This is a genomic window from Paenibacillus mendelii (assembly GCF_024498075.1).
Taxonomy (GTDB): domain Bacteria; phylum Bacillota; class Bacilli; order Paenibacillales; family Paenibacillaceae; genus Paenibacillus_Z; species Paenibacillus_Z mendelii.
In genome coordinates this window covers 651,700-674,411 of sequence record NZ_JANHOF010000003.1, presented here as the reverse complement: position 1 = coordinate 674,411, position 22,712 = coordinate 651,700, and the positions used below count along the sequence as shown (strand labels likewise).

The 22,712-nt window shown below is 47.8% G+C and carries 21 protein-coding genes and 2 pseudogenes; 11 read left to right on the top strand and 12 right to left on the bottom strand.

The features are described from left to right. Nucleotides 1-34: 34 nt before the first annotated feature. The 6 genes from NNL21_RS13750 to NNL21_RS13725 form a co-directional block, all read right to left on the bottom strand. Nucleotides 35-1,270 carry a CapA family protein gene (locus NNL21_RS13750; RefSeq protein ID WP_204819529.1) on the bottom strand — a complete coding sequence of 412 codons (1,236 nt, stop codon included), beginning with the start codon at nt 1,268-1,270 and terminating at the stop codon, nt 35-37. Continuing rightward, nucleotides 1,267-2,028, bottom strand: a complete 762-nt coding sequence (locus NNL21_RS13745; protein ID WP_204819528.1) for a M15 family metallopeptidase — start codon at nt 2,026-2,028, stop codon at nt 1,267-1,269. Before NNL21_RS13745 ends, NNL21_RS13750 begins: the two co-directional genes overlap by 4 nt. Nucleotides 2,029-2,129: 101 nt before the next feature. Next, entirely contained in the window at nt 2,130-2,903 is a 774-nt protein-coding gene (locus NNL21_RS13740) for a hypothetical protein (protein WP_204819527.1), read from the bottom strand. Further along, nucleotides 2,885-4,339, bottom strand: coding sequence for a sensor histidine kinase (locus NNL21_RS13735; protein WP_204819526.1), 1,455 nt, complete (start codon nt 4,337-4,339; stop codon nt 2,885-2,887). Before NNL21_RS13735 ends, NNL21_RS13740 begins: the two co-directional genes overlap by 19 nt. Nucleotides 4,340-4,342: 3 nt before the next feature. After that, entirely contained in the window at nt 4,343-5,005 is a 663-nt protein-coding gene (locus NNL21_RS13730) for a response regulator transcription factor (RefSeq protein WP_204819525.1), read from the bottom strand. Nucleotides 5,006-5,226: 221 nt separating this feature from the next. Continuing rightward, the gene (locus tag NNL21_RS13725; RefSeq protein WP_204819524.1) at nt 5,227-6,522 is read right to left on the bottom strand and encodes an MFS transporter; all 1,296 of its coding nucleotides are present in this window, start codon (nt 6,520-6,522) and stop codon (nt 5,227-5,229) included. 266 nt (nt 6,523-6,788) lie between these two features. Between NNL21_RS13725 and NNL21_RS13720 the strand changes: the two genes are divergently transcribed. Together NNL21_RS13720 and NNL21_RS13715 are read left to right on the top strand one after the other, a co-directional pair. Beyond that, nucleotides 6,789-7,538, top strand: a complete 750-nt coding sequence (locus NNL21_RS13720; protein WP_204819523.1) for a 3'-5' exonuclease — start codon at nt 6,789-6,791, stop codon at nt 7,536-7,538. A 335-nt stretch (nt 7,539-7,873) separates the two neighbouring features. Beyond that, a complete protein-coding gene (locus NNL21_RS13715; RefSeq protein ID WP_256555217.1) occupies nt 7,874-9,826 on the top strand; it encodes an amidase family protein in 1,953 nt (650 codons plus the stop codon). A gap of 100 nt (nt 9,827-9,926) precedes the next feature. On the opposite strand, the gene NNL21_RS13710 is transcribed toward NNL21_RS13715, so the two are convergent. Next, nucleotides 9,927-10,235: a metal-sulfur cluster assembly factor gene (locus tag NNL21_RS13710; RefSeq protein WP_204819522.1), complete on the bottom strand. Its 309-nt coding sequence runs from the start codon at nt 10,233-10,235 to the stop codon at nt 9,927-9,929. An 86-nt stretch (nt 10,236-10,321) separates the two neighbouring features. After that, nucleotides 10,322-11,176: pseudogene (locus NNL21_RS13705) on the bottom strand (manganese catalase family protein). A gap of 293 nt (nt 11,177-11,469) precedes the next feature. Here NNL21_RS13705 and NNL21_RS13700 point away from each other — a divergent pair. The 3 genes from NNL21_RS13700 (at nt 11,470) to NNL21_RS13690 (ending at nt 13,937) form a co-directional block, all read left to right on the top strand. Beyond that, nucleotides 11,470-11,814 carry a DUF2512 family protein gene (locus NNL21_RS13700; protein ID WP_204819521.1) on the top strand — a complete coding sequence of 115 codons (345 nt, stop codon included), beginning with the start codon at nt 11,470-11,472 and terminating at the stop codon, nt 11,812-11,814. A gap of 59 nt (nt 11,815-11,873) precedes the next feature. Then, a complete protein-coding gene (locus NNL21_RS13695) occupies nt 11,874-12,719 on the top strand; it encodes an MBL fold metallo-hydrolase (protein ID WP_204819520.1) in 846 nt (281 codons plus the stop codon). 555 nt (nt 12,720-13,274) lie between these two features. Then, nucleotides 13,275-13,937, top strand: a complete 663-nt coding sequence (locus NNL21_RS13690) for a L,D-transpeptidase family protein (protein ID WP_256555238.1) — start codon at nt 13,275-13,277, stop codon at nt 13,935-13,937. A 324-nt stretch (nt 13,938-14,261) separates the two neighbouring features. Here NNL21_RS13690 and NNL21_RS13685 read toward each other — a convergent pair whose 3' ends face one another. The 3 genes from NNL21_RS13685 to NNL21_RS13675 form a co-directional block, all read right to left on the bottom strand. Continuing rightward, nucleotides 14,262-14,462, bottom strand: a complete 201-nt coding sequence (locus tag NNL21_RS13685; protein ID WP_204819657.1) for a hypothetical protein — start codon at nt 14,460-14,462, stop codon at nt 14,262-14,264. A gap of 142 nt (nt 14,463-14,604) precedes the next feature. Next, complete coding sequence (locus NNL21_RS13680; protein ID WP_204819518.1) at nt 14,605-15,327, bottom strand: DUF2238 domain-containing protein; 723 nt, start codon at nt 15,325-15,327, stop codon at nt 14,605-14,607. 126 nt (nt 15,328-15,453) lie between these two features. Next, nucleotides 15,454-15,633: a hypothetical protein gene (locus NNL21_RS13675; protein WP_256555216.1), complete on the bottom strand. Its 180-nt coding sequence runs from the start codon at nt 15,631-15,633 to the stop codon at nt 15,454-15,456. A gap of 417 nt (nt 15,634-16,050) precedes the next feature. On the opposite strand from NNL21_RS13675, the gene NNL21_RS13670 reads away from it, so the two are divergent. The 5 genes and pseudogenes from NNL21_RS13670 (at nt 16,051) to NNL21_RS36770 (ending at nt 20,530) form a co-directional block, all read left to right on the top strand. Then, complete coding sequence (locus NNL21_RS13670) at nt 16,051-16,761, top strand: DUF421 domain-containing protein (RefSeq protein WP_204819517.1); 711 nt, start codon at nt 16,051-16,053, stop codon at nt 16,759-16,761. A 970-nt stretch (nt 16,762-17,731) separates the two neighbouring features. Continuing rightward, entirely contained in the window at nt 17,732-19,087 is a 1,356-nt protein-coding gene (locus NNL21_RS13665; protein ID WP_204819516.1) for a cytochrome ubiquinol oxidase subunit I, read from the top strand. Next, a pseudogene (locus NNL21_RS13660) lies at nt 19,084-20,111 on the top strand (cytochrome d ubiquinol oxidase subunit II). Before NNL21_RS13665 ends, NNL21_RS13660 begins: the two are co-directional and overlap by 4 nt. Before the next feature lie 49 nt (nt 20,112-20,160). Then, entirely contained in the window at nt 20,161-20,259 is a 99-nt protein-coding gene (gene cydS, locus NNL21_RS13655) for a cytochrome bd oxidase small subunit CydS family protein (protein WP_256555215.1), read from the top strand. Nucleotides 20,260-20,287: 28 nt separating this feature from the next. Then, a complete protein-coding gene (locus NNL21_RS36770; RefSeq protein ID WP_373567557.1) occupies nt 20,288-20,530 on the top strand; it encodes a DUF6254 family protein in 243 nt (80 codons plus the stop codon). A gap of 67 nt (nt 20,531-20,597) precedes the next feature. Here the strand turns inward: NNL21_RS36770 and NNL21_RS13645 are convergent, their stop codons facing one another. Beyond that, on the bottom strand, nt 20,598-21,677 hold the full coding sequence (locus tag NNL21_RS13645) for a Gfo/Idh/MocA family protein (protein WP_204819515.1): 1,080 nt from the start codon (nt 21,675-21,677) through the stop codon (nt 20,598-20,600). Between the two features lie 163 nt (nt 21,678-21,840). On the opposite strand from NNL21_RS13645, the gene NNL21_RS13640 reads away from it, so the two are divergent. Beyond that, nucleotides 21,841-22,710: an AraC family transcriptional regulator gene (locus NNL21_RS13640; protein ID WP_204819514.1), complete on the top strand. Its 870-nt coding sequence runs from the start codon at nt 21,841-21,843 to the stop codon at nt 22,708-22,710. The last annotated feature ends 2 nt before the right edge of the window (nt 22,711-22,712 follow it).

Genomic DNA, 22,712 nt, shown 5'->3' with positions numbered 1-22,712 from the left:
GAGCTTCCTTGGCTGCTTCATGGGCTGTGCCGGATTATGAAGCTGTTTTACCGGCATCCAGCCGTGTAATCGTATCCTTATAGGAGCGCTGCATGCGCGCTTTGAATTCCATAGAAATGTGCTTGCTGTCCATGTAGTTTAGAATCGGAAGAATTTGATAGGTGTAGGTTTGCTGCCCGTTCTCCATATTCCGATAAACCCAAGTCGGCACGTATTCAATATTCTTGATGATGGTCTCATTGGTTTTCTTGTTCTTCTGAATATCAAAATTAATAATAACGCCATCCTCGGTATATTCGTTCTCAAGTGTTTCATAGCGTTGATTGGATATAAAATTGCCCATGGAATAGACGACGAACCCCCTGCTGCCACCGCTGGTAAGGTGTTCAGACTTCTGAATAACATGCGGGTGGCTGCCCAGAATGATATCCACTCCCTCGCTGACCAACAGCTTGGCCAGCTGCTCCTGCTTCCGGGAGGGCGTGCGTTCGTATTCATTGCCCCAATGAAGGAAGGCGATAATGGCGTCAGCTCCCTGCTTCTTCGAGTACTGAATGTCTTCCTTCATCTTCTGCTCGTCCACAATATTGATCATCGCATCCAGCTCATCCGGCGAGAGCGTACCTTCAAGACCATTGGTGCTCTCCGTGTAGGACATGAACGCAAGCTTAATGCCTTTCACGTTCTTCATCAGCACTCTCGTCTCAGGACGTTTCTCGTAAGTGCCAACGGTATCCATCCCGCTCTTCTGAATCTTCTGTACCGTGCGGATAATGCCTTGTCTCCCCATATCCAAGCTGTGGTTATTGGCGGTAGACATCACATCGAAACCCGCGTATTGGATCGCATCGATCACCTCATCAGGTGAATTAAATCGCGGATAACCCGTGAATTTGTGCGGGTCGGATCCATTCGTAGTCGTTTCAAAATTGGCAATCGCGAGATCCGCGGCGCTTATGATCGGCTTCACGCCATCAAACACCGATTTAAAATTATAGGTGTCCGTCTTGGCGTCGTACCCGCTCTTCAGCTGGGCATTATGAAACATGATATCGCCTGCGGCAGCGAGCCTAATGTCGATGAACGAATCCGATTCAACAAGGGGCTTCGTTATTTCAGGCGTTAGAACATCAGCCGGAGACTTGCTTACCGTCACGCTATCTTCCCATAAATAGGAAGTTGCTGCCGCTGCAAGGCTAATGGCAAGGACCGCAACTCCTACTGCTGTCAGGACAATCTTCTTCCTTTTCTTCCGCCTTGTCTGCCTCATGATGGGCTCACTTCGTTCCGGTATTCTTCCAAGGTCAGACCGGACTCATAAACCTTAGTTGCCGTATCAACACCCAGATATCGAATATGCCACGGCTCATACATATACCCGGTGATATCTTCTTTATTCTTAGGATACCTGATAATAAACCCATAACGATGGGCATTCTCGCTTACCCATTTTCCTTCAGCCGTTTCCCCGAAGTCCTCTGATAATTGCAAGGAAACACTCTCGCTCGTAATGTCCATAGCCAAGCCGGTCTGATGCTCGCTTTGCCCTGCCCGTGCACTGAATCTGCTGGCTGCAGATTGTCCGCTTCTTGCGGCATAACCATCAAACAGCGCCTCTTGAGTCTTATAGGATCTATAGCCTGAACGGGCATAAAGCTTATAGCCGGATTCCTCTGCCTTGCTGAACATTAGCTTGAGCGCTTCGGCAGCTTCCTTCCTCATCTGATTGACCTCAGGGTTTTGAAGAACGGTAGGAACATCCACATCCACCAGATCCTCAGGCGCGAAATCCTTAGCCAAACTATTCTGTTTGTTGACAAACACTTGAATCGAACGATCCTCTTGCTGCCCTTGCTCTTCACTCGTTGGAACCGTTGACGGCCCATCTTGGGGTTTATGGTTAGTTTGCACATGGGCTGCCTGCGCGCCTACCGTATGGCCTTGTTCTTTTGAAGGACCGGCGCAGGCAGTCAAGCTTATGGATAATGCCGCTATACCGGCAATACACGTCCATTTGGTGTTATACATCCCTGATGCTCCTTATCGAATGCCGTATTTACCTATGAATCTAAGTTTAATACGGGATCATATAAGAAGTTAGATAGAGTTGTAATGGAGTTGTAAAATGTTCAGTAACCCATGATGCTGAAAGCGTATTTACTCACGATATACTGAAGCACCGTCATGATATCCTTATAAAATCCAACCACCTTCTGGGTGTCCACATCTATGACGATATTCAAGACTATCGCATCGTTCTCTTTACTCTTATAATACAACTCCGCAGTACTCCCTCCGTAGCGATATGAAGTATCGTCCAGTACCAGGTCAGCGGGCTTATAATCATCCATGCCTGCAATAAATTGATCGCCAATCGTTTCAAGCTCACTTAACCGCTGAACAGTCGGCTTTTTCTCCACCTTTGTTTTTTCACTAATAACAACCTTGGAAATCGCGACCACATCGCCGTCTTTTGCATTCATAACAACATTGTAAATATCCGTCGCATCATACTTATTCATCACCGCAACAATATAAATACCGCTTGGAACCTTGCTCAGCTGTGTTTTAAATTCAACAAGAAATCCTTGTTCGCCATATAAATCCTTCGTATTCTTGGCCAATAACTCCTTGATTTGGGCTTGATCCATGGAAAACCCCTCGAACTCGATATCATCTAAGGATAAATTATGGCTATAATATTTATTCACTGCGCTGATACTGAGTGTCTTAACCGTTTCTTCGGACAGCACGCCGTTATACTCCACCTCATCTGCAGGTGTTTCTTGAATGATCTTTTTAACCATTACCGTGTCCTTCGGAATGCTCGTATAGAAGCCACTGCAGCCTGTGAGAAGGAGACTCACCGCTAGAATGATGCTGCTTATTCGAATGATTGCCATTCGCCTACCTCCCGACAGGCTCCTGCCTTCGTAAATATGACCTTGATGGTCGTGCCCTGATTGACTTCACTTTCCACTTCGATGACGGCATGATGAATGTTGGCGATACTTTGACAGATCGACAAGCCAAGCCCCGCCCCGTTGTTACTCTTCGTTCTAGCCTTATCAGCCATGTAGAAGGGTTCGAAGATTTTGTCCAAATGCTCCCCAGAGATGCCGGTTCCTTGGTCGGCAACTTCCAGTATGCAGGTCTCTTCACGCGTATAGGCTCGGATCGTAATGCTGCCTTGGGCATACGACGCCTTCAAGGCATTGTCCACAAAATTGAAGATGAGAATCTTCATCAGGTCCTTCTCCAGCCATAACCGGCAATCTTCGCACTCCAGGTGTATCTGAACCTGCTTCTCTCTCGATTTGAGAATCAGCGAGGGCTCCATCTCAAGGATGATCTCCCTCAAGCTTTCTTGTGTCATTGCAAATTGATCTTCGTTTAATAGAATCAAGTCCATGAGCTTGGAGGAAAGAGATTCTAGCCGCTTCCCCTCGTTGTAGATGACATTCAATCCATCCAGGAATGTATCTTCCTTGTATTTGGTCACTCTCAAATAATTCGCATACCCGATTATCGAGGTCAGCGGGGTTTTGAGCTCATGCGTAATATTATTGATGAATCGCTGCTTCTCGCTGTTGTTGCGCTCCAATATGTTGATCTTGTCCTCTACGACGGCGGCCATGTCATTGAAATTGGCGGCCAGCACGCCGATCTCATCCTTCGATTTAAGCTGTACCCGTTCTGAAAAATCACCCTGCGCGATCACTTTAGCCGTTTTCACCATCTGATCGATCGGCTTGGTCAGCCGCTTGCTAATAAAAAACATCACGATCATAAAAAACAAACAAGCGCCCAAATCAATTTTCCAAAAGAAACGGTATTGCTCCATACGTTCAGCATAGATCGGCGTTACGTCCTTCATATAAGTGAAGATATATTTATTCTGATTAATATCCGCCACATTCGTTGTAAATAATAAGGTACGGCTGTCGATATCACGCAGGATGTATTTGATCTCGTCGTTTTGCAGCGCCTCCAGCTCTCCACGGTTAGGCGGCATCGCAAAATCCGCATTGCTGTAAATCGATTTTTTCTTATCGTTGATGATCTCAAGGAAGATGTTCGCATCCCTGTTCTTGTCGACGAACTCCTTGGCAATATTCGTTAATACCGTTTTCTCATAGTCGATGGAGTCGTAGATGCGCAGGATCGGAATAATGGCGTTCACGCTTGAATTCACGCTCATATTCGCGCTTAATGTGTTATTGATCTCCTGCTGCAGCATTTGGCTGTGATTTCGTTCGATGACCATGACAGAGGCGGCGTTAAAGATCATGACGAAGGTGAGGATGGAAAATAGATAAATCTTCTGCCAGAACTTCATCGGCTAATCCTCCAGCCTATAACCGATCTTGTAGATGGTCCTAATCGAATCCTGCAGGTTGAGCTTCTTCCTTAACGATTTGATGTGCATATCCACGGTCCGGGTCTCTCCGTAATATTCCCCGCCCCATACCTTATCTAGAAATTGTTCCCGGGTGAGCGCAATATTCTTGTTCTTGAGCAAGACGACAAGCAGCTCGTATTCTTTGGGCGTCAACTCAATGGGAGTCTCGTCCAGTGTGACCTCCCGTTTATCCAAATAGACGGTGATGGCTTTAAAGGTGATGGCCGTCTCTCCCTTGCCGTACCTTCTCAAGACGGTTTCAATACGCGCAAGCAGCTCGAGTGCTTCGAAGGGCTTCACCATATAATCGTCTGCACCCAGCTTCAAACCATTCACTTTATCGAAAACGGAATTGCGGGCGGTCAAGAAGATCACCGGTATGCGGAAGGAACGAATTTTCTCCATAAGCGCGAACCCATCCAGACGCGGGATCATGACATCCAACAAGATCAAATCAAATTTCCCGTTCTTAATGGCATCCAGCGCCTCCAGGCCATCATAAACTTCCGTCGTTTCGTAATTCACGATCGTCAGATTCATTTTAATAATATTCGAAATATTAACGTCGTCCTCGACGATTAATATTTTCTTATTCCCATCCATAGCTCGTTCACCTTTCTCGCGATCCGATAGCCTACTATTCATTCTATACCGTATAGCAAGGGCCATATAGGAGCAATATTTGTCACGTTCCAGCTGTTCTTGTATACGAAAACCCCAGTCGCAGAAGAATAAGGCTGCTGCCTTCCTTCATCAATGGGGTCAAGGTTCCAGTTACCGGAAGCAAACTCTTATACATAAACGATACAGCTGATGGAAAGGATTCATTTCGATTCATTCGTGAAGGTCGGGGCTGTGGCTGGAGCTTGAGCCGGAGCAGAAGATGCTCTCTGCTCCTTCATGAGTCCAAGCAAAGCAAACTGCAGTGCAGCCGTACCGACCAATACCACCGGCAGCCAATACGACTCCAGGTCCTTGGACAGGATAATCAGCGCCGCGATGGAGAGCACTCTTCCGGTATTCAAGAATACTTCCCGCATGGCCACGGATTCCTCACGCAGCTGTCCCCTCAGCGGCAGCTTGCTCATAAGCCGGTAGTAGTAAGAAGTCAGTGTATTAATGGCCAGCGGGTTACAGATCGAGAATAGGATCATATAAATCAGCACCGACCACAGCTGAACATCGATAAGCAGGAAGGATGCGCCGATCAGGGTTCCGGTCGAAGAGGCCAGCATATATTTGCGCACGTCTTCCTGCCTCGCTTTACGCGAGATGACATAGCCGGTTGCAACCGTCAAGGCTGAGAAGAAGACGCCTAAGTAACCCACCCAGTCCTCCCGGCCAACCGTCTGGAAGAGCAGGATGCCCGGCAAGAATAACATAACCCCCTGGAACAGGCCCAGCACGAAAAAGGCGATTAGTCCTTTGAACCAACGCCGGTTCTTGCGCATCACAAGCCCCATTAAATTCAGATGATAGGCACGATGATGCGTAACGACGGTTCGAATCCGGAAGCTGACAATCGCCGCTATTAGGAACATAATAAACGCCAGAATGAAGATAAAGATATAGCCCGACAAACCGTCGCTTCGTTGAATAACGTAGCCTGCAAGCGCCGGACCAACCAGGCCGGCGAAGTTAAAGACAATCATATTGATGGCCAAATATCGAATGCGATTCGTATCCGTGGATACGTCGTACTGCAAAACTAAAAAGCCTGACCAGTATAAGCCAGACGAAATCCCGTTAAAGATAGCGAACAGAATGAAGTAATCCACTACTTTCTCTTGCATGACGATGACCATCAGATAGAACAGCGCGATCATCAGAATCCCGATCCTGTAGGTGACCATTCGGTCCCTGCGCTTCGAGATCCAGCCGCCTAATAGAAAGGTTCCCGGCAGCGACGCGTAGAGTAGAATGTAATACAGGCCGTTGACGGTCAAATCCTGTGTTAAGCGCCATAGATACAGATTGAGAAACAACGCCGACATGGACGCACCAAACTGAAAGCAGCCATGAATGACAAGCGTAATGAGCGCTTCCCTTCCTAATCGAAGGTCTGGAGAAACCGTATTTCTTCTTTCAAAGACGGATCTTAATCGAATACCAGGCTGCATTTTGACGGCCTCCCCTGAAATTACCAATCTCCGCATTGGCAACATTGTAACATAGGGTACAGGAGGGTAGGGGCTGACCGAAGCTCAATTTCAACGAAATAACCTCGTTTGCGCGCCCCTATAGCCGATTGTCTTTGAAATCCGACGTTTTTTGAAACGGCTTTCATCCCGTTTTTTACGATTTCCGCACTTGTGAATGCGCGAACATTTTACATGCCGCTTAAGCTATACTACAATGAAAGGTAATTGTACGAGTGGAGGCTTTTATGACGGACTATATAATACTGGATATTGAATTCAACGGACGCAAGTTTGCCAGCGATAAACCCATGGAAGTGATTGAGATCGGGGCTGTCAGGCTGAATGCCGCTTTGCAGCAGACAGATGAATTTTCAGCCTTGATCAAGCCGGTTTACTTTGCCAAGTTGAATGATTTTATTAAGAAAAAAACGGGAATCCCCCAAGAATCCATCGATAAAGCCGCCGGATTCCGCAAGGTGATCGGCGATTTCATCACCTGGCTGGATCGAAGCGAATCCTTCCTGCTCGTCACTTGGGGAGGCGAGGACCTCAAACGGATCATTTATGATACAAGGATGCACCAGTTGGATGACGCATACTGGATGTCCGCCTCGTATTTCGACTTATTGAAGGGATTTCTGCGCTACAAAAAAATTACGAATGATGTCAGCGTTGAAGCCGCATTAGCCGCGCTCGAAATTACCGCTGAGGGTTCCGCGCACCGGGCACTTGATGATGCACGAATGACGTCCGACGTGTTCAAAGCCATTTTTGATCAGCTGGATTTCAACCTCGCGCAGCAATTCAAGGATGTGTACTCCAATGCGAAGGAGCGGCGGATGGTCAAGCAGGCGGTACGCGCCATGCGCGCCCAGAAGATCGTCCCCGATTGGGAGCTCGTTGTCACCCAATATCTTAAAGATAAGCTGCCTCTCGACGATACGAGAAAAATGACGGAGCTCCAGCAATACTTTACGGCGGAGATTACAAACTAACCGTCACGCACGCCCTCTAATAGAATAAACAAAGATTGCCAACAATCCGGCCTTTCTGGCCAGATAGGTTGGCAATCTTTGTTTATTGGCCAATACCTTCCCTCTACGCTGGCTGCTCGCAGCTGCATGCGCTTAGCTATAACTGCATGTGCTCAAAAGATAGGAGGCCACCGGTTTATATGTCACTTAACATGACTTGAATATCATTAAACTTACATAATATGTTGTTTATTTCCCATTATCAGAATAAAACTATCTATTTTTCACATTGTTCAACTCTATTAATCTATGTTATGTTAGTTTATATTACATAACAGAGAAAGAGAGTGGTAGAAATGATGAGGAAAACGATGATTCGCACCATGAGCTTTGTACTGGCCGGCTTGCTTCTGCTGGCACCCTTGGCAGCACCCCTTCCTTCGGCAAGCGCCGCAGCGGGTCACAGCTCCGAGTTAACTTCCTTCCTCGCACAGGAATGGACGCCGCAAGACTTTATCACTTCCTCCACTCAGCAAAGTGCCATACAAGCCACCGAGTTCGTCAAGCTGCTGAATACGGCTGCAGATGCCGCGGGTTTCAAACAGCCGATCATGAATAAATCGGGAGAAGCAGCCGTTAAACGCGAAGCAGCTGCCGTCTTGTTAGACCAAATTATCGATGTGCCTTATCCGCATAAGGTCTCTTACAAAGATGTAAAATCGGGCGCCTATCTCCCCTCTATTGAAGTTATCACTACCTCTGGCCTTATAAAAGGCTTCTCTGCCAGCAGCTATGGTTACGGGCAAACGCTGACCAAAGCGGATGCAGCCGTGATCGCCTACCGCCTCTATCAGTATCTTCAACCCTTCAATCCTGTAGAAGCTTCGATCGCCTCCATCCAAACCGCTATGGAAACCGGTAGGCTGACCTCAGAAGAGCTTGTGGGACTGTATCTCGCTCGCATCCATCAATACGACGATGAAGGACCGAAGCTCAATTCTATTATTCAAGTAAATGACAAAGCTATCGCGCTTGCGAAGGAGTTGGATGCGGAGCGCAGCAAGCTAGGAGCACGAGGTCCTCTGCATGGCATCCCTGTCATCCTGAAGGATAATTTCGATACCGCGGATATGCCGACAACTGGAGGGTCCCTGGCGCTAAAGGACAGTATACCGGATGACGATGCTTATCAAGTCGAGAAGCTCAGAGAAGCTGGCGCTATTATTTTGGCTAAAGCGAATCTGCATGAATTCGCATTCGGTTACACGACCTCAAGCTCGATCGGCGGACAAACGCTTAATCCGTATAATCTGACAAGAGTGCCGGGCGGTTCCAGCGGTGGTACAGGCGCTTCGATCGCAGCAAGCTTCGCAGCTGTTGGCATGGGCTCCGATACCGGCGGTTCAATTCGCGTTCCCGCCTCGTTCAACAGTCTGGTCGGCATTCGTCCTACCATCGGATTGTCGAGCCGGGACGGCATAATGCCGCTTGCGTTAACGCAAGATACGGGCGGCCCAATCGCCAGAACGGTTGCCGACGCCGCAGCCGTGCTCGACGCAACAGTTGGTTATGACCCGAATGATGTGACGACAGCCAGCAGTGTAGGCCGAGTTCCTGATTCCTATCTGGATTATTTGGACGCGAATGGCCTGCAAGGAGCCAGAATCGGCATTGTACGCGAAGTATTCGGCACAGACAGTGAAATCAATACCGTGATGACGAAGGCCATTCAAGAGCTGAAGCAAGGCGGAGCAACGCTCGTCGACAATATTGCAATCCCTAACTTTAAGGAGATCAATACCTTTGGCAGCTTGAGCGCTTGGGAATTCAAATTTCAATTCAACGACTACCTGGCAGGACTCGGAGACGACCGGCCGTACGGCAAATTGTCGGACATTATCGCAACCGGCTTATTCGACCCTTCAATTGCCGAGCAATTAAAAGAACGGGATGCCAAAGAATCGCTGGAAGACGAGACGTATAAGGATATTGTGCTCTATCGTACTCGCCTGGCACAGCAAGCAGTACTAAAGATGATGGCTGACTATGATCTCGATGCCCTGATCTTCCCGACCTCGGCCAAACAGATTGTAGAACTCGGCGGCAATCAAACGATCGGTGACGGGTTTAAACTCAGCTCTTTCACCGGTTATCCCACTGTAACGGTTCCGGCAGGCTTTACGACGGACAACATGCCTGTTGGCATGGACTTCATTGGACGCCCATTCAGTGAACCAACCTTAATCAAGCTGGCCTATTCCTTCGAGCAAGGCACACAGCACCGCCGCGCTCCTGAACTGACGCCATAACTGATAGAATGGAATAAACGTTAGAGCCGCTAATGGCTGTACAGGCATTCGAACCTGTACAGCCATTTTCATTTCCCTCTATGATAAAAAGCGGTGCGGATCAAATATTTTGACGGGCCCTTATTTCATCTCTAGCTTGGTCATTTATTTTAGCGGGCGTCCACTTCGGTTCCCATACGAGCGTAACAGCAACCTCGTTAACACCTGCGACTTGAGCTGCAACTTCTTTAACGTTTTTAACAATTTGATCGGCCAAGGGACATTCGGGAATGGTTAGAGTCATCTCTATATCGGCTTTTCCCTTCTCGATCGAAATGCCATAAACAAGACCTAGATCGACGATATTAACTCCTAGCTCCGGATCGATTACATCCCTCAACGATTCCCATATTGCATCCTCAGTGTTCATTTGGAATCACCTCATTAAAATGCTTAACCATCTGTGAAGCCTGCTGCGTTTTCGTAAAATCCAGCTGGATCGATTGCTGCATTGAACTATCTGCCCATGTCGGACAAGCCGGGGCTATGTTCATTGGGTAACTCGGGATTGTATGGCAGCGGGTATCCTTGTGGCGGAGGGGTTACTTGTAGTTCTCCTCCATTACGGCTAGGCGATTGCCCGCTGAATATTTCACCAATCCGTGTTTGATCCAAGCGAAAATTGAATTGGGCATTATGGAAACCAAGGTCAACATATTTGCGGCATTCCGGATATTTGTTGATATCGTAATTGGGTACTGGGAAAAGATTACCCCAACTTACCCCTAAAGTTTAAAGTGCTTTAGCAAATGCATTCTGATGGGCATTATCTCTAACAATCAAGAACGCTAACGTCTCGCGGAACGTTTTATTGGAGCTCATTTCATAAATGCGAGTTTTTTGCAAAACGCCCGTCGATTCTAACAACAGATTATCGAGCAAATCACTTATTAAATTCCCATGACTATAGACATAGTTACCTAACCATGGATTACCGCCTGCATCAACGGGTAAAGAACTTTGCGCCCCAACTATATAATGATGGGGATTCGCGTGTTTAACAGCTTCGTTTAACGGTGCACCGTCTACACCTGAATTCCCGGGTGACTCTTCCCCGCTGCCTGTAAGCAGTTGATTAATCGTGTTTTGAACCAGCTCGACATGTGCGATCTCTTCGAGAAATACCCCGCGGATGAGATCGCGATATTGAATCTCTTTTCCCCTAAAATTGTTGCTCTGAAAAAAATATTGCATCATCGTACGCATTTCGCCATAGTGTCCGCCAAGTATCTCTTGAATTACTTTGGCAGCAGCCGGATCCGGTTTATCCGGTACAATCACGTTAATTAAATCTTCTTTATAGAAATACAAGGATACGCCTCCTTCATCTGATGAACACATATATATTTTGCTGCAAGATGATAATTATTCAGCGCAGCAGTGTCAATGCAAAATGAATTCATCCCTCCCTGTGCCTTAATTCCGCTTCCTCTGTCATCGTTACCTTCAACCCCTAATTAACCTGTAAATTAATCTTGAATAAATTGAAATGCAATTAAGCCATATTATTTAAGAGTGTCTCTTATGACATTCAAACTTGGATATGTGATAGTGGCACGGTAACCTATTCGAGCAGCATAAAACCAAAAAGGATGGTAAATAAAATGAAGTTTGTTCTCAAATGGGTAGTCAATAGCGTAATTGTCGTTTCGTTGTTCATGTATTATTCTGATGCCTCTTTCGTTAGCTCTGTAATTACGGCCACACTGCTTACCATAATCGCCTATTTGGTCGGGGATCAGCTCATTTTAAGATTTACAAACAATTTGGCAGCAACTTTTTCTGACGCTGTTCTTGCATTTGTGTTTTTATGGACTGCTTCCTACGTAATGAATTGGGGTTTAGACTTCTCGGAGATTTTCTTTATTTCCTTATTGCTCGGAGCGGCAGAGTGGATTCTCCATCGATATGTTTTTGACGACAGAATAACAGCGCAAGAACCGAAGTAAACAAAAATAAGCCGGTCTGAATACATTCAGTACCAGCCTTCGCAAGGTGGTAAACGAGTATGAATGAAGAGTTGTCTTATGGAGAGGATTATCATTACCTGCCGATAACTTCGATTAACAGCGGTGTTGGGCAAGAAGCAGCTTCAGACCTATATTGCTTAACGATCCAAATTGTTAACATTACCTTCATCGGTCAACCTGATGATGATGAATGGATTTTAGTTGATGCAGGTATGCCAAACTCTGCAGACACCATTATTGCAGCCGCCGAAGAACGGTTTGGCCCCGATAGCAAACCCAAGGCGATTATTCTCACCCATGGGCACTTTGACCATGTCGGAGCCATCGTTGAATTAATCAAGCATTGGGATGTACCGGTGTATGCACATGAAGCGGAATTACCTTATTTAACGGGTATAAAAAATTATCCCGCCCCAGATCCAACCGTTGATGGCGGATTGATCGCCAAGATGTCGCCGTTATTTCCAAATGAGGCCATTAATCTTGGTCATCACGTTAACAAGCTTCCTTCGGACAACATGGTACCGGCAATGCCGGAATGGCGCTGGATTCACACGCCTGGACATACCCCCGGTCATATCTCTTTATTCAGAGAACGTGACCGGTCGCTCATCGCAGGAGATGCGTTCGTGGGGGTTAAACAAGAAAATCTCTATCAGGTTCTAACCCAAAAACCAGAAATCAACGGACCGCCGCGGTATCTTACAACCGATTGGCAATCTGCCTCGGAGTCTGTTAAGACATTAGAAGCATTGAAGCCTGCAATCGCTGTTACCGGGCATGGAGCCCCCTTTGCTGGTGAAATATTATCGCAAAGCCTGAAGCAATTAGCTGATGAATTTGACCGCATAGCTAAGCCACAGCATGGAAAATATGTGAATTAAAAGTAAGAGGGACAGATCCCAAAATATTGTCCCTCTCCCCAAACACACGTTTACTCTCCTTACTACTTTCATCATGCAATATATATACCTTAATGGTGAGGTAAAATAAAGTTCTTTAGTGAATATTAAGTAATTCAACGTTTTTTATGGGAGAAAAAACCGCGGAAAACTAAAGTTCTTTACTCTGGTTCGCACCCATCCACTTTATTGCGATAATAGTGAAAATAAAGTTGTTTAATAAATGATGCCAATCCTTATTCTTTGTAAATAAAGTTCTTTATTGTCGCACGGCAAATCCTCAGGTCAAAGGTTTAGACTGAACCAATAAAAGAAACAGCGGCAGCCTTGAACGAAAAATGACCATTCCCACAAAATAAATATGAGCTTCAAATTTTCGATTGAATAATTTCTTCATTAACCCATGCATGGATCGTTTGGGAATAAAATGTTCCCTTGAGTTACAAAATAAAGTGATTTGAGAACATTAAATACGAAACCTAATGGTGATGAATAATGAAGCGAAATAAGGGGACCTTACGTCCCCAAATCTACATTATGCTATTGTTAAGTTTGATCGTTTTTAGGGTATTTGATCCCGCTTCCGCATATGCCGATCCTTCCCTGCCGATTGTCGCAGAACAAGAGGTTATATCCATTGAAGTTTACCCCATTCAGCATCGCTTGATCGTTCGAATGCAAGGGCAAAAAATAAAAGAGTATCCCATTGCCGTTGGAAATCCATCTACCCCGACTCCGGCTGGTGAATACCAAGTCATGTATAAGGGGAAAAATTGGGGGACTGCCTTTGGGCCGCGCTGGCTAGGCTTAAACGTGCCGTGGGGGAATTATGGTATCCATGGTACGAACAAGCCCTATTCTATAGGACAGCATCTGAGCCATGGATGCATCCGTATGCGTAACAGTGATGTTATTGAATTATTCGAATTGATTCCACTCGGCGCAAAAGTCACGATCTACGGCCATGTTTTGGGTGATTTATACCATAATTCAAGGGATCTAGCGGAAGGCGACGTCGGAGGGGATGTGCAATTAATTCAATCTCGGCTGAAGAGCGCCGGGTATTTCAATGGGGTCTGTAACGGCAAGTTTCGCTCGGATACAACCGCGGCTCTTAAAAAATTTCAACGTGATCAACACATGGATCAGAATGGTGTCGTCTCAACAAGGGTATATGAGGAACTTGGATTACTTGAGTAGTTCGTGCGTTAAGCTCTCTATTTCAAGAGGAATAAATAAAGCTTCCCGTGATGGGAAGCTATTGGAATTTGACGTAACGTTACTAATTTAATTCGTTTGCTTTCGGAAGGACGACCTGTGCTTTTCCATAACTGCACAGATTTCATTATAAATAATTTCCTTCCGGGGTTCATTGAACACCATGCATTTAAGCAAAAAATCGTACCAAAACGAATCGAATGAAACATCCCTTTCCGAAAAATCGGTACGAAGCGTTACGAAGCGTTCCCACAACTTCATTCGGAATAGCTCCAATTCAGTATATCGCTCCATGTTGGCCCCATTTCAAGCGGCTGGATCGTTATTGGATTTTTCTTTTTCCCTTTCACCTGCCAAACCTTGAAAAAATTTCGCCCTTTCCAAATGATAAGATCGCAGTTGTTCCTGATAATGGTGCATTTTCATATGCCATTCATACATTTGCCTACAGTAAGTGTCATGGTCCTGGGAGTACATCGGCATCGCGTAATTGATAAACTGAGTCAAAAGAGTCCTCCTCGTGATTTTAATTATAGGGTATTCGACATTAGTCTATGGAGGGATACCTATAACGAACACGGCGAAGGCCTAGAGCTATCAGATTATGTATTTACACGATTACCTAAATCGGGTCCGGGTCGTAGCACCCTCATTCCCGGCCGTTCCCGGTTGTCGGTGCCTCGCCGCTCTCGGCGAAAGCTGCGGATCGGAGCTCTCCTCGTTTTCTCCGTTGCCGCAAGAAAAGCCAAGCGATCGCAAGCAGCGCCCCGATAAAAGCAGCGAACATATCCTTTTGCGTGTCGAATACGTCGCCCTGCATCCCTACGAATTCGCCGCCTTTTGGTTCTTGTCCCACTATTATGGCCCCTGCAGCTTCGGTAATTTCAAAAAGGGCGCTCAGCGCCATCACGATCGCGGCCGGGACGACGAAAGGCCAGGCACCGCGCCTCCCGGCTAGACGGACGTACAGCTCGCCGAACGGATATACCCAAAGCAAGCCGAACGCGAAATGGACGAACCGGTCATAATAGCTGCGTTTCGTATGAAACGTCGTCTTCAACCATTCGTCGATCGGGGTCGTCGCGTACGAATAATGGGTCGCGAACGTATGCAAGACGAGGAACAGCAAAATGAACAAATACGACTGGTTAGAAAATCGGAATTTGCGGTAAGTCCATACGAGAAGGACGGCCAAGGCTACGACCAGCAAGTTTTCGACGAGCCAAAGCGAACGCTGCACCGGCCAAATGCCCATGAATATCCAATACAGCGAGAAGACGACGACGGAAATTTGGAGCAGCCGATTGCTGCGAAACGGGATATCGGCGCCGAGCGCAGTCCGGTCTGGCCAGTATAAAGTGTGCATTCTCATTCGGGATGTTCGCTCCTTTTGGATGGAAGTCGGTTATGATTGGTTAGCGACATTGTTTCCGTTAACGATCTCGGCTATACTTCTTTTTTGGCTCAGTTCCATAATTGCGTTCCATTCCATTTCGAATCACTCTCCCGTTTTTGTATTAGTATCTAGGCGGTCAAGGCGCTTGTGTGCTTGCTTGGCCGACTCTTCGACGCGGGTCACGCGCTCAGAGAGGGCATCGAATCGCCGGCCCCGCTCTCGCTGCTCGAACCGAACGTCGTCAATGCCCCGTTTGATATAGTCCACGTCATTCCGTAGCACGGCGTCGCTGCCGGGCCTCACTATTGATGTCCTGCCGGACGGTACGAGACCGCCCGAACCAGCCGATCACGATGCCGGATAGCGCAGCCGTGACGTTCTTCGTCATAACCCTTCATCTATTTACCGCGTTAATATGGTATATCAGTGTAATCCTAACAAGCGGTGGTTTTACGATCCGTTCCAATACGAATGTACAATTAGTTATGAATTCGTTTGTCTGGAAGAACTCGTTACTTGGCCTATCGTTGGTTTGTTGGTTAGGTTTGACGGACCGCGGACAGCCTGGGAACGCCGGCATCGGCAGTCTTTTTTTGCGGGGTTTTTCTTACGGTTCGAGAACATCGTTGGCAGCATGCATAATGGTTTGTCGTTTTGTAAATTATAACCAGTAGGATCTTGTACATTCGGAGGCGAACCGTGGATCACATTTGGGAAATCGTTTGGCGTTCTTTTCTGGCCTTCTCCATCATGATGCTGATCGCGCGAATCATCGGCAAGCCGACCGTCGCCCAGCTATCCTATCACGATTTCGTGGCCGCGATTACGCTTGGCGCGATTACGGCCAATCTGGCTTTCAATCTGAAAATGAGCGGTATCCAACTCATCGTCGCGCTGGCAACGTTCAGTGGCATCGCTTTTGCGCTGATGGTGCTCACGCTCAAGAGCAAAACGATGCGCAGATGGTTTTCGGGCGAGCCGACCGTCTTAATGGAAGACGGTAAAATCTTAGAGAATAACATGAAAAAGTTAAGGATCAACCTCGACATGCTGAACCAGGAGCTGCGGGAAAAGAACATTTTCAATATCGAGGAGGTTCAATATGCAGTTCTGGAATTAAACGGAAAATTGTCGGTGCTTCGTAAGCCGGAGTACTTGCCAGTTGTGTATAAGGATTTGAATATGCCGTCCGTCGCGAACCAATCGTTCCCGGTGGAGCTCATCATGGACGGGCAGCTCATGGAAGACAATCTCCGAAAAAACGGCATCCGGAAGGAATGGCTACTCAAGGAGATTCAGTCGAAGGGGCATACGATCGATCGGTTAAACTATGCCGCAATTAGTTCGGCAGGCAAGCTGTACGTCGACGCCTACGACGACGGGATTTCTCATGCCGTCGACCGGGAGTGAGAAAAGGCGGCCTTACGGTTTTCGGTTTAGAGAATAAGACCCCACAACAAATCATCATAACCGAAAAGACACGGCAGCAGCCATCCCGCTTCTCGAAGACCTCGGAATGATGTTTCAGTAATCCCTCTATTGCCTGTGAATAAGCAGAAATCTCGCCTGACAAGCGTGCGATCCGCTCCGGTGCGAAGCGTTCAATTCGGGAGGAGCGGCTGATTCTTCAGATTTCGATACAACTGGCTCTTATCTTGCTGCTTGGACATAGAGTCCCCTCCCAATATGCCTCCCCTTCTGCACAGGGGAGGATGATTAATCCCTGTGCAGAGGATTGAGCTAGAAAGCGTAGCAGCTCAATTAAACCTCGTCTCGAAGTAACGATTGAACAGAGCGCTGCTGCAGCGCCGATTTGTCCATCGATTGGTTTCCGTTTCTTACTCCTTCCAACATAGATGGCGATTCTTTATTTTATATTGCCCTCCAAAAGATCATTACCAGTTCGGACCGATCATTGATCTAGCTCACTCCTCGTAGATGGCCATACATCAGCTGGTGGTACATCGCATTTGCTCACGATAGCGCAACAGGGTAAGCCACGCAGTTGCCAACGCATCGGCATTGGGCCGAGAGCGGCACATCCGCCGGGAAGACAAAATCATCCGGAAATCCGGAAAGGCGAAGGGCTCTTAATTGCGGTTCATTACTTCGCCATTGATTATTCAACCCATTGTCACAATCTTTGTGAAATAAATCACAGCTTGTGGTTATACTAAGGGTAATCAATCAATTCGTTGTCAAATCCTTGAAGGAGGGGTTGATTCCATGGACCAATCGAACGAGAGCCGGGGAAACAAGCAGGAAAAGCGCCTTATCTATTTATGCGTCGGTGTTGCAGTTATTATGCTTCTCTCCCTGTCTCGATATTTATTCTAAGTCGTGCATGAAGTAGAACTCATTGATGAGGAGGGGATTTGGTATGCTGCTTAGTGGTTATGACCCGGTACTATATAGTCGGATCCTTACATCGGTCACGCTCGGCTTTCACATTATTTTTGCAACCATCGGGGTTGGCGTTCCGCTTATGATCGCACTCGCCGAATGGATCGGAATCAAACGGGATGATCCGCATTACTTGCTGCTCGCCCGGCGCTGGGCGCGGGGCTTCGTCATTACGGTCGCTGTCGGGGTCGTGACGGGTACGGCAATCGGTCTGCAGCTCAGCCTGCTCTGGCCCAGCTTCATGCGCGTTGCCGGACAATCAATCGCGCTGCCGCTGTTCATGGAGACGTTCGCCTTTTTCTTTGAAGCGATTTTCTTGGGCATTTACTTATATACGTGGGACCGGTTTAAGAACAGGATGGTTCACTTCTGGCTGCTCGTGCCCGTCGTTATCGGTTCGTCAGCCTCCGCTTTCTTTATTACCGTGGTTAACGCGTTCATGAATGCGCCTGCCGGGGTTACGGTACAGGACGGCAAAATCGTCGATATCGCTCCTTTCGCCGCTATGCTCAGCCCTGCTATGCCAACGAAAGTGACGCATGTACTCATTACCGCATATCTAACCTGCGCTTTCGTATTGGCCGCGATCTCTGCCTGGTCTCTGCTTAAAGGACGAAATCACGTTTATTACAAAAAAGCGCTCAAGCTAACGATGGTTTCGGCCTTCGTGTTCATTCTCGCCAGCGCCCTCATCGGCGATTTGTCCGGTAAATATCTGGCCAAATACCAGCCTGAGAAGCTGGCTGCAATAGAATGGCACTTTGAAACGACAACGCAGGCGCCGCTCGTATTTGGCGGTATTCTGACCGAAGACAATGAGATCAAATTCGGCTTGAAGATCCCGTTTGCACTCAGCATCTTGGCTCACGGCAATCCGAACGCGGAGGTTATAGGGCTTAACGATATTCCTGCTGATGAACATCCGCCGCTGTGGATTCACTATCTGTTCGATACGAAGATGGCCTTCGTCGTGATGATGACCATTATCGCAACAGCCTTCATGCTGTTCTTGTGGCGCAAGCGAGCCGCAGCCTATACGTCAAAGTGGCTCCTGCGCGCCATAATCGTCGCTGCGCCGCTCGCTATGCTGACGATTGAGCATGGATGGATCTTCGCTGAGGTCGGACGTCAGCCCTGGATATTGCGGGGCATCATGCGTACATCCGAGGGGGCTACCGTTTCGAATCATGTCGATTCGATGCTCATTCTCTTCACTCTCTTGTACATCGTTCTTGGGATTACCGCCGTACGTGTTCTAACCCGCATGTTCCGGAGCAATTCAGCAGAGGATGAAATGGCGGATAGACTGATCCTGGGAGGGGAAGATAAATGAGCTACGAAGTACTGGGCATAACGGTCCTGTGGGTCTTCCTCTTCGGGTATTTGATTGTCGCGTCCATTGACTTTGGCGCCGGATTCTTCAGCTTCTACAGTTCGATAACCGGCAAGCGTCATCTCATTCACAATATCATCGAGCGATATTTATCTCCCGTCTGGGAGGTAACGAACGTATTTCTCGTGTTCTTCTTCGTCGGCATCGTCGGATTCTTCCCGGATACCGCGTATTACTACGGCACTGCGCTGCTCGTACCAGGCAGCATCGCGATTATCCTGCTTGCCATCAGGGGAGCTTACTACGCCTTTAACAGCTATGGCACCCGAAGCAAGACGATCTACATGTTCCTGTACGGCGCAAGCGGTCTTCTCATACCCGCGTCCCTCTCGACGGTGCTGACCATCTCGGAAGGCGGCTACATTGAGGTTGACAGCGGCGGCAAAGTTACCTTCCTGTTCAGCAAGCTGTTCACAAGCACCTATTCATGGACCGTCGTGCTGCTCGCGATCGTCAGTGTTCTGTATATCTCGGCCATGTTCCTGGCGTATTATGCGGACCGGGCCAAGGATCGGAACGCCTTCGAGGTGGTGCGCAAATATGCGCTTGTGTGGAGCGGTCCCACAATCCTGAGCAGTCTGCTTGTCTTCTTCGCCATCCGTAATCATAATCCGGAGCACTTTGAACAAATGCTGAACCTTGCCTGGATGTTCGTGGCTTCGTTCATCTGTTTCCTGATTGCGGTCTATCTGGTTTGGAGTAAGAAACGGCTCGGTCTCTCGTTCCTATTCGTCATGCTGCAGTTCGGCTTCGCCTTCTTCGGCTTGGTGCCGGACATCTGCCTTATGTTCTGTATCCGTATTTGACCATATACGATAACTTTACCAGTGAACCGATGGCAATCGCGCTAATATCCGTGTTCATTCTCGGTTTGCTGCTGCTCATTCCATCGCTGTACCTGCTCATGCGGCTGTTTTTGTTCGATGCCAATTATGTGCAGGGCAAGCGCGAGAAGCAGCATTAATTATCAAGAAGATCAGCGGTATTCCCAAACCCATAAGGGAGGTATATAAATGGACGACTTTCTCGTTTTCGTTGCTCCGTTTCTTGTCGTAGTTGCAGCGGTGGGCGGTTTATTCTGGTGGGGCGCGCGAGGCCCTAAGAAAACGTAAGGAAACATTCCACCATCTCTGCCTTCGTATGATTCAATCGGAAAGAGCCCACTCTAACGATGAGGGCAACAGCTCCCTCCATTCCACTGCCACGGCAGCTGTTAGGATCGAAAGGAGAGCTCATACCATGACATCATCCCAAGGTCGGCGCCAAAGCGCATGGAAAAGCCGCAAGCAGAATCGAAAGCCCCATGAAAAAATCAAATCGTTTGCCGAGCTCGCCAGTGGCGCACCAGCTTCAAGTGAGGCTGGGTTCCAAAATCACGAATAAGGCTTAGCGGCCAAACACGAAGAAGGCGCCTCCCGTATTCACGGGGACGCCTTCCTTGTGTTACGATTTAGTTCATGTAGACGGCTTTGCCTGTACGGGAAGACTCGTAGATTGCCTCTAGGATTTCGGAGACAACGAGTGCTTGCTCTGGCTTCACAATCAGTTCTTTATCGTTCAATACCGAGTCGATCCACGCGCGTGCTTCCAGCTCAGCCGGATCTTCGCTTGCGCCGTCGTAGAATGCAACGCCGCCGCTGTTCAGCTCGATGTTCTTCACATATAGACGGCTGTTTTCTTCGCCGTTGATTCTCAGGCCGCTCTTCATGTCTGCGCCGGCTTTCGTTCCGCAAAGCGTAACCTTAGCTTCGTCAATATCAAGCGAGTTCAATGCCCAGCTGGATTCAAGTACGATTGATGCGCCGTTCTCCATCGTAATCATAGCAAATGCGGAATCTTCAACCGTGAATTCCTTCGGATCCCATGGACCCCAAGCGTTCGCAGCATTCTCGGTTTGCGACAGCTTGTGGTAAGCGCGGCCAAGAACTACCTTCGGCTTGTAGTTGTCCATCATCCACAGAACGAGGTCAAGCGCATGCGTACCGATATCGATAAGCGGACCGCCGCCTTGTTTCTCTTCGTCCAAGAACACGCCCCAAGTCGGAACCGCACGACGGCGGATTGCATGTGCTTTGGCGAAGTAAACTTCACCCAGCTCACCGGATTCACATACTTGCTTCAGTACGCGGCTGTCCGGACGGAAACGGTTGTTGTACCCAATGCTTAGCTTCTTGCCTGTTTTTTGAGCTACCGCAAGCATGCGGCGAGCATCTTCGGCTGTCTTAGCCATAGGCTTCTCGCACAGTACATGCTTGTCCGCTTCCATCGCGTCGATCGAAATGACCGCATGCGCGTCGTTCGGCGTACAAACATGAACCACGTCAATGGACGAATCCTTAAGCAGTTCTTTGTAATCGCTATATACTTTTGCATCGGAATTGCCGTATTTCGCTTTCGCTTCTTCTGCACGCTCAACGACGATATCGCAGAACGCTACCATTTCAGCTTCTTTCACTTTGGAGAGGCTCGGCATATGTTTGCCGTTGGCGATGCCGCCACAGCCGATGATACCAACACGAACTTTAGACATAATTTCCTTCTACCTCCATATCGAATCAGTTAATCGTCGTAATATTACATTGTGTCACCGTGCGCAATGCACTAGAATAAGTATAGTCGAACCTATAGAGAAATTAATAGGTTCAGAATGGCGAAGCTTTTATGTGATTTTGTCAAGTTGATGAGGTGGTAGCGTGGAAGTTTATAACGAGAAGGTCGCTTACGAAAACCCTCTTTTATCTCTCAAAGTGTTTCAATCGCAGCGCAATCATGATTTTTTCATCAATTGGCACTACCATCGTGAGCTTGAGCTTCTGCTGGTTAATGAAGGTATGCTCGACGTGTATATCGAGGAGGAAGTACATCGGTTGAACGCGGGCGATATCGCCATCATTGGCGCCAAGCAGCTCCATCGCGACCGGAGTCTGGGCATGCCGATGAATTATATTGTGCTGCAGTTCGATCTGGAGCAATTCTTCGATCATAGCACGATGCCTTACATGCGGTTTTTCTCGGAAGAGAAATCCCCTCTCAGCCAAGCGAACTACATTTTTCGCGAGAATGAGAGCGCTAGACTGGAAGCAGCTGACTGTATAAGGGCAATCCACAAGGAAGTGACGTTCAAGCAGGTCGGTTATGAGCTTGCCGTGAGCATGATTATTAAGAAGCTGCTCCTCTTGATGATTCGCAGCGACTCGAAGAAAGTTCTTATGGAGGGCGAGGATTTCGATCGTGCACGGCTGCGTGCCGTTCTCGACTACGTAGAGGATCACCTGACCGACCGCATTCAGGTCGAGGAAGTATGCAAGATGGCCAATATGAGCTATTACTACTTCGTAAAATTTTTCAAGAAGGCGATCGGACTGTCGTTCACCGAATATGTCAATTACCGAAAGATTAAGTGGGCGGAGCGTATACTTCTCACCAAAGATATGAGTGTTTCTGCCGTAGGCGATCACATCGGAATGCCCAATATGGCCCATTTCTACAAAATGTTCAAAAAATACAATGATTGCTCCCCGAAGCAGTTTCAAAAACGAATGCTGGCGTGGGGACGTCAATAATA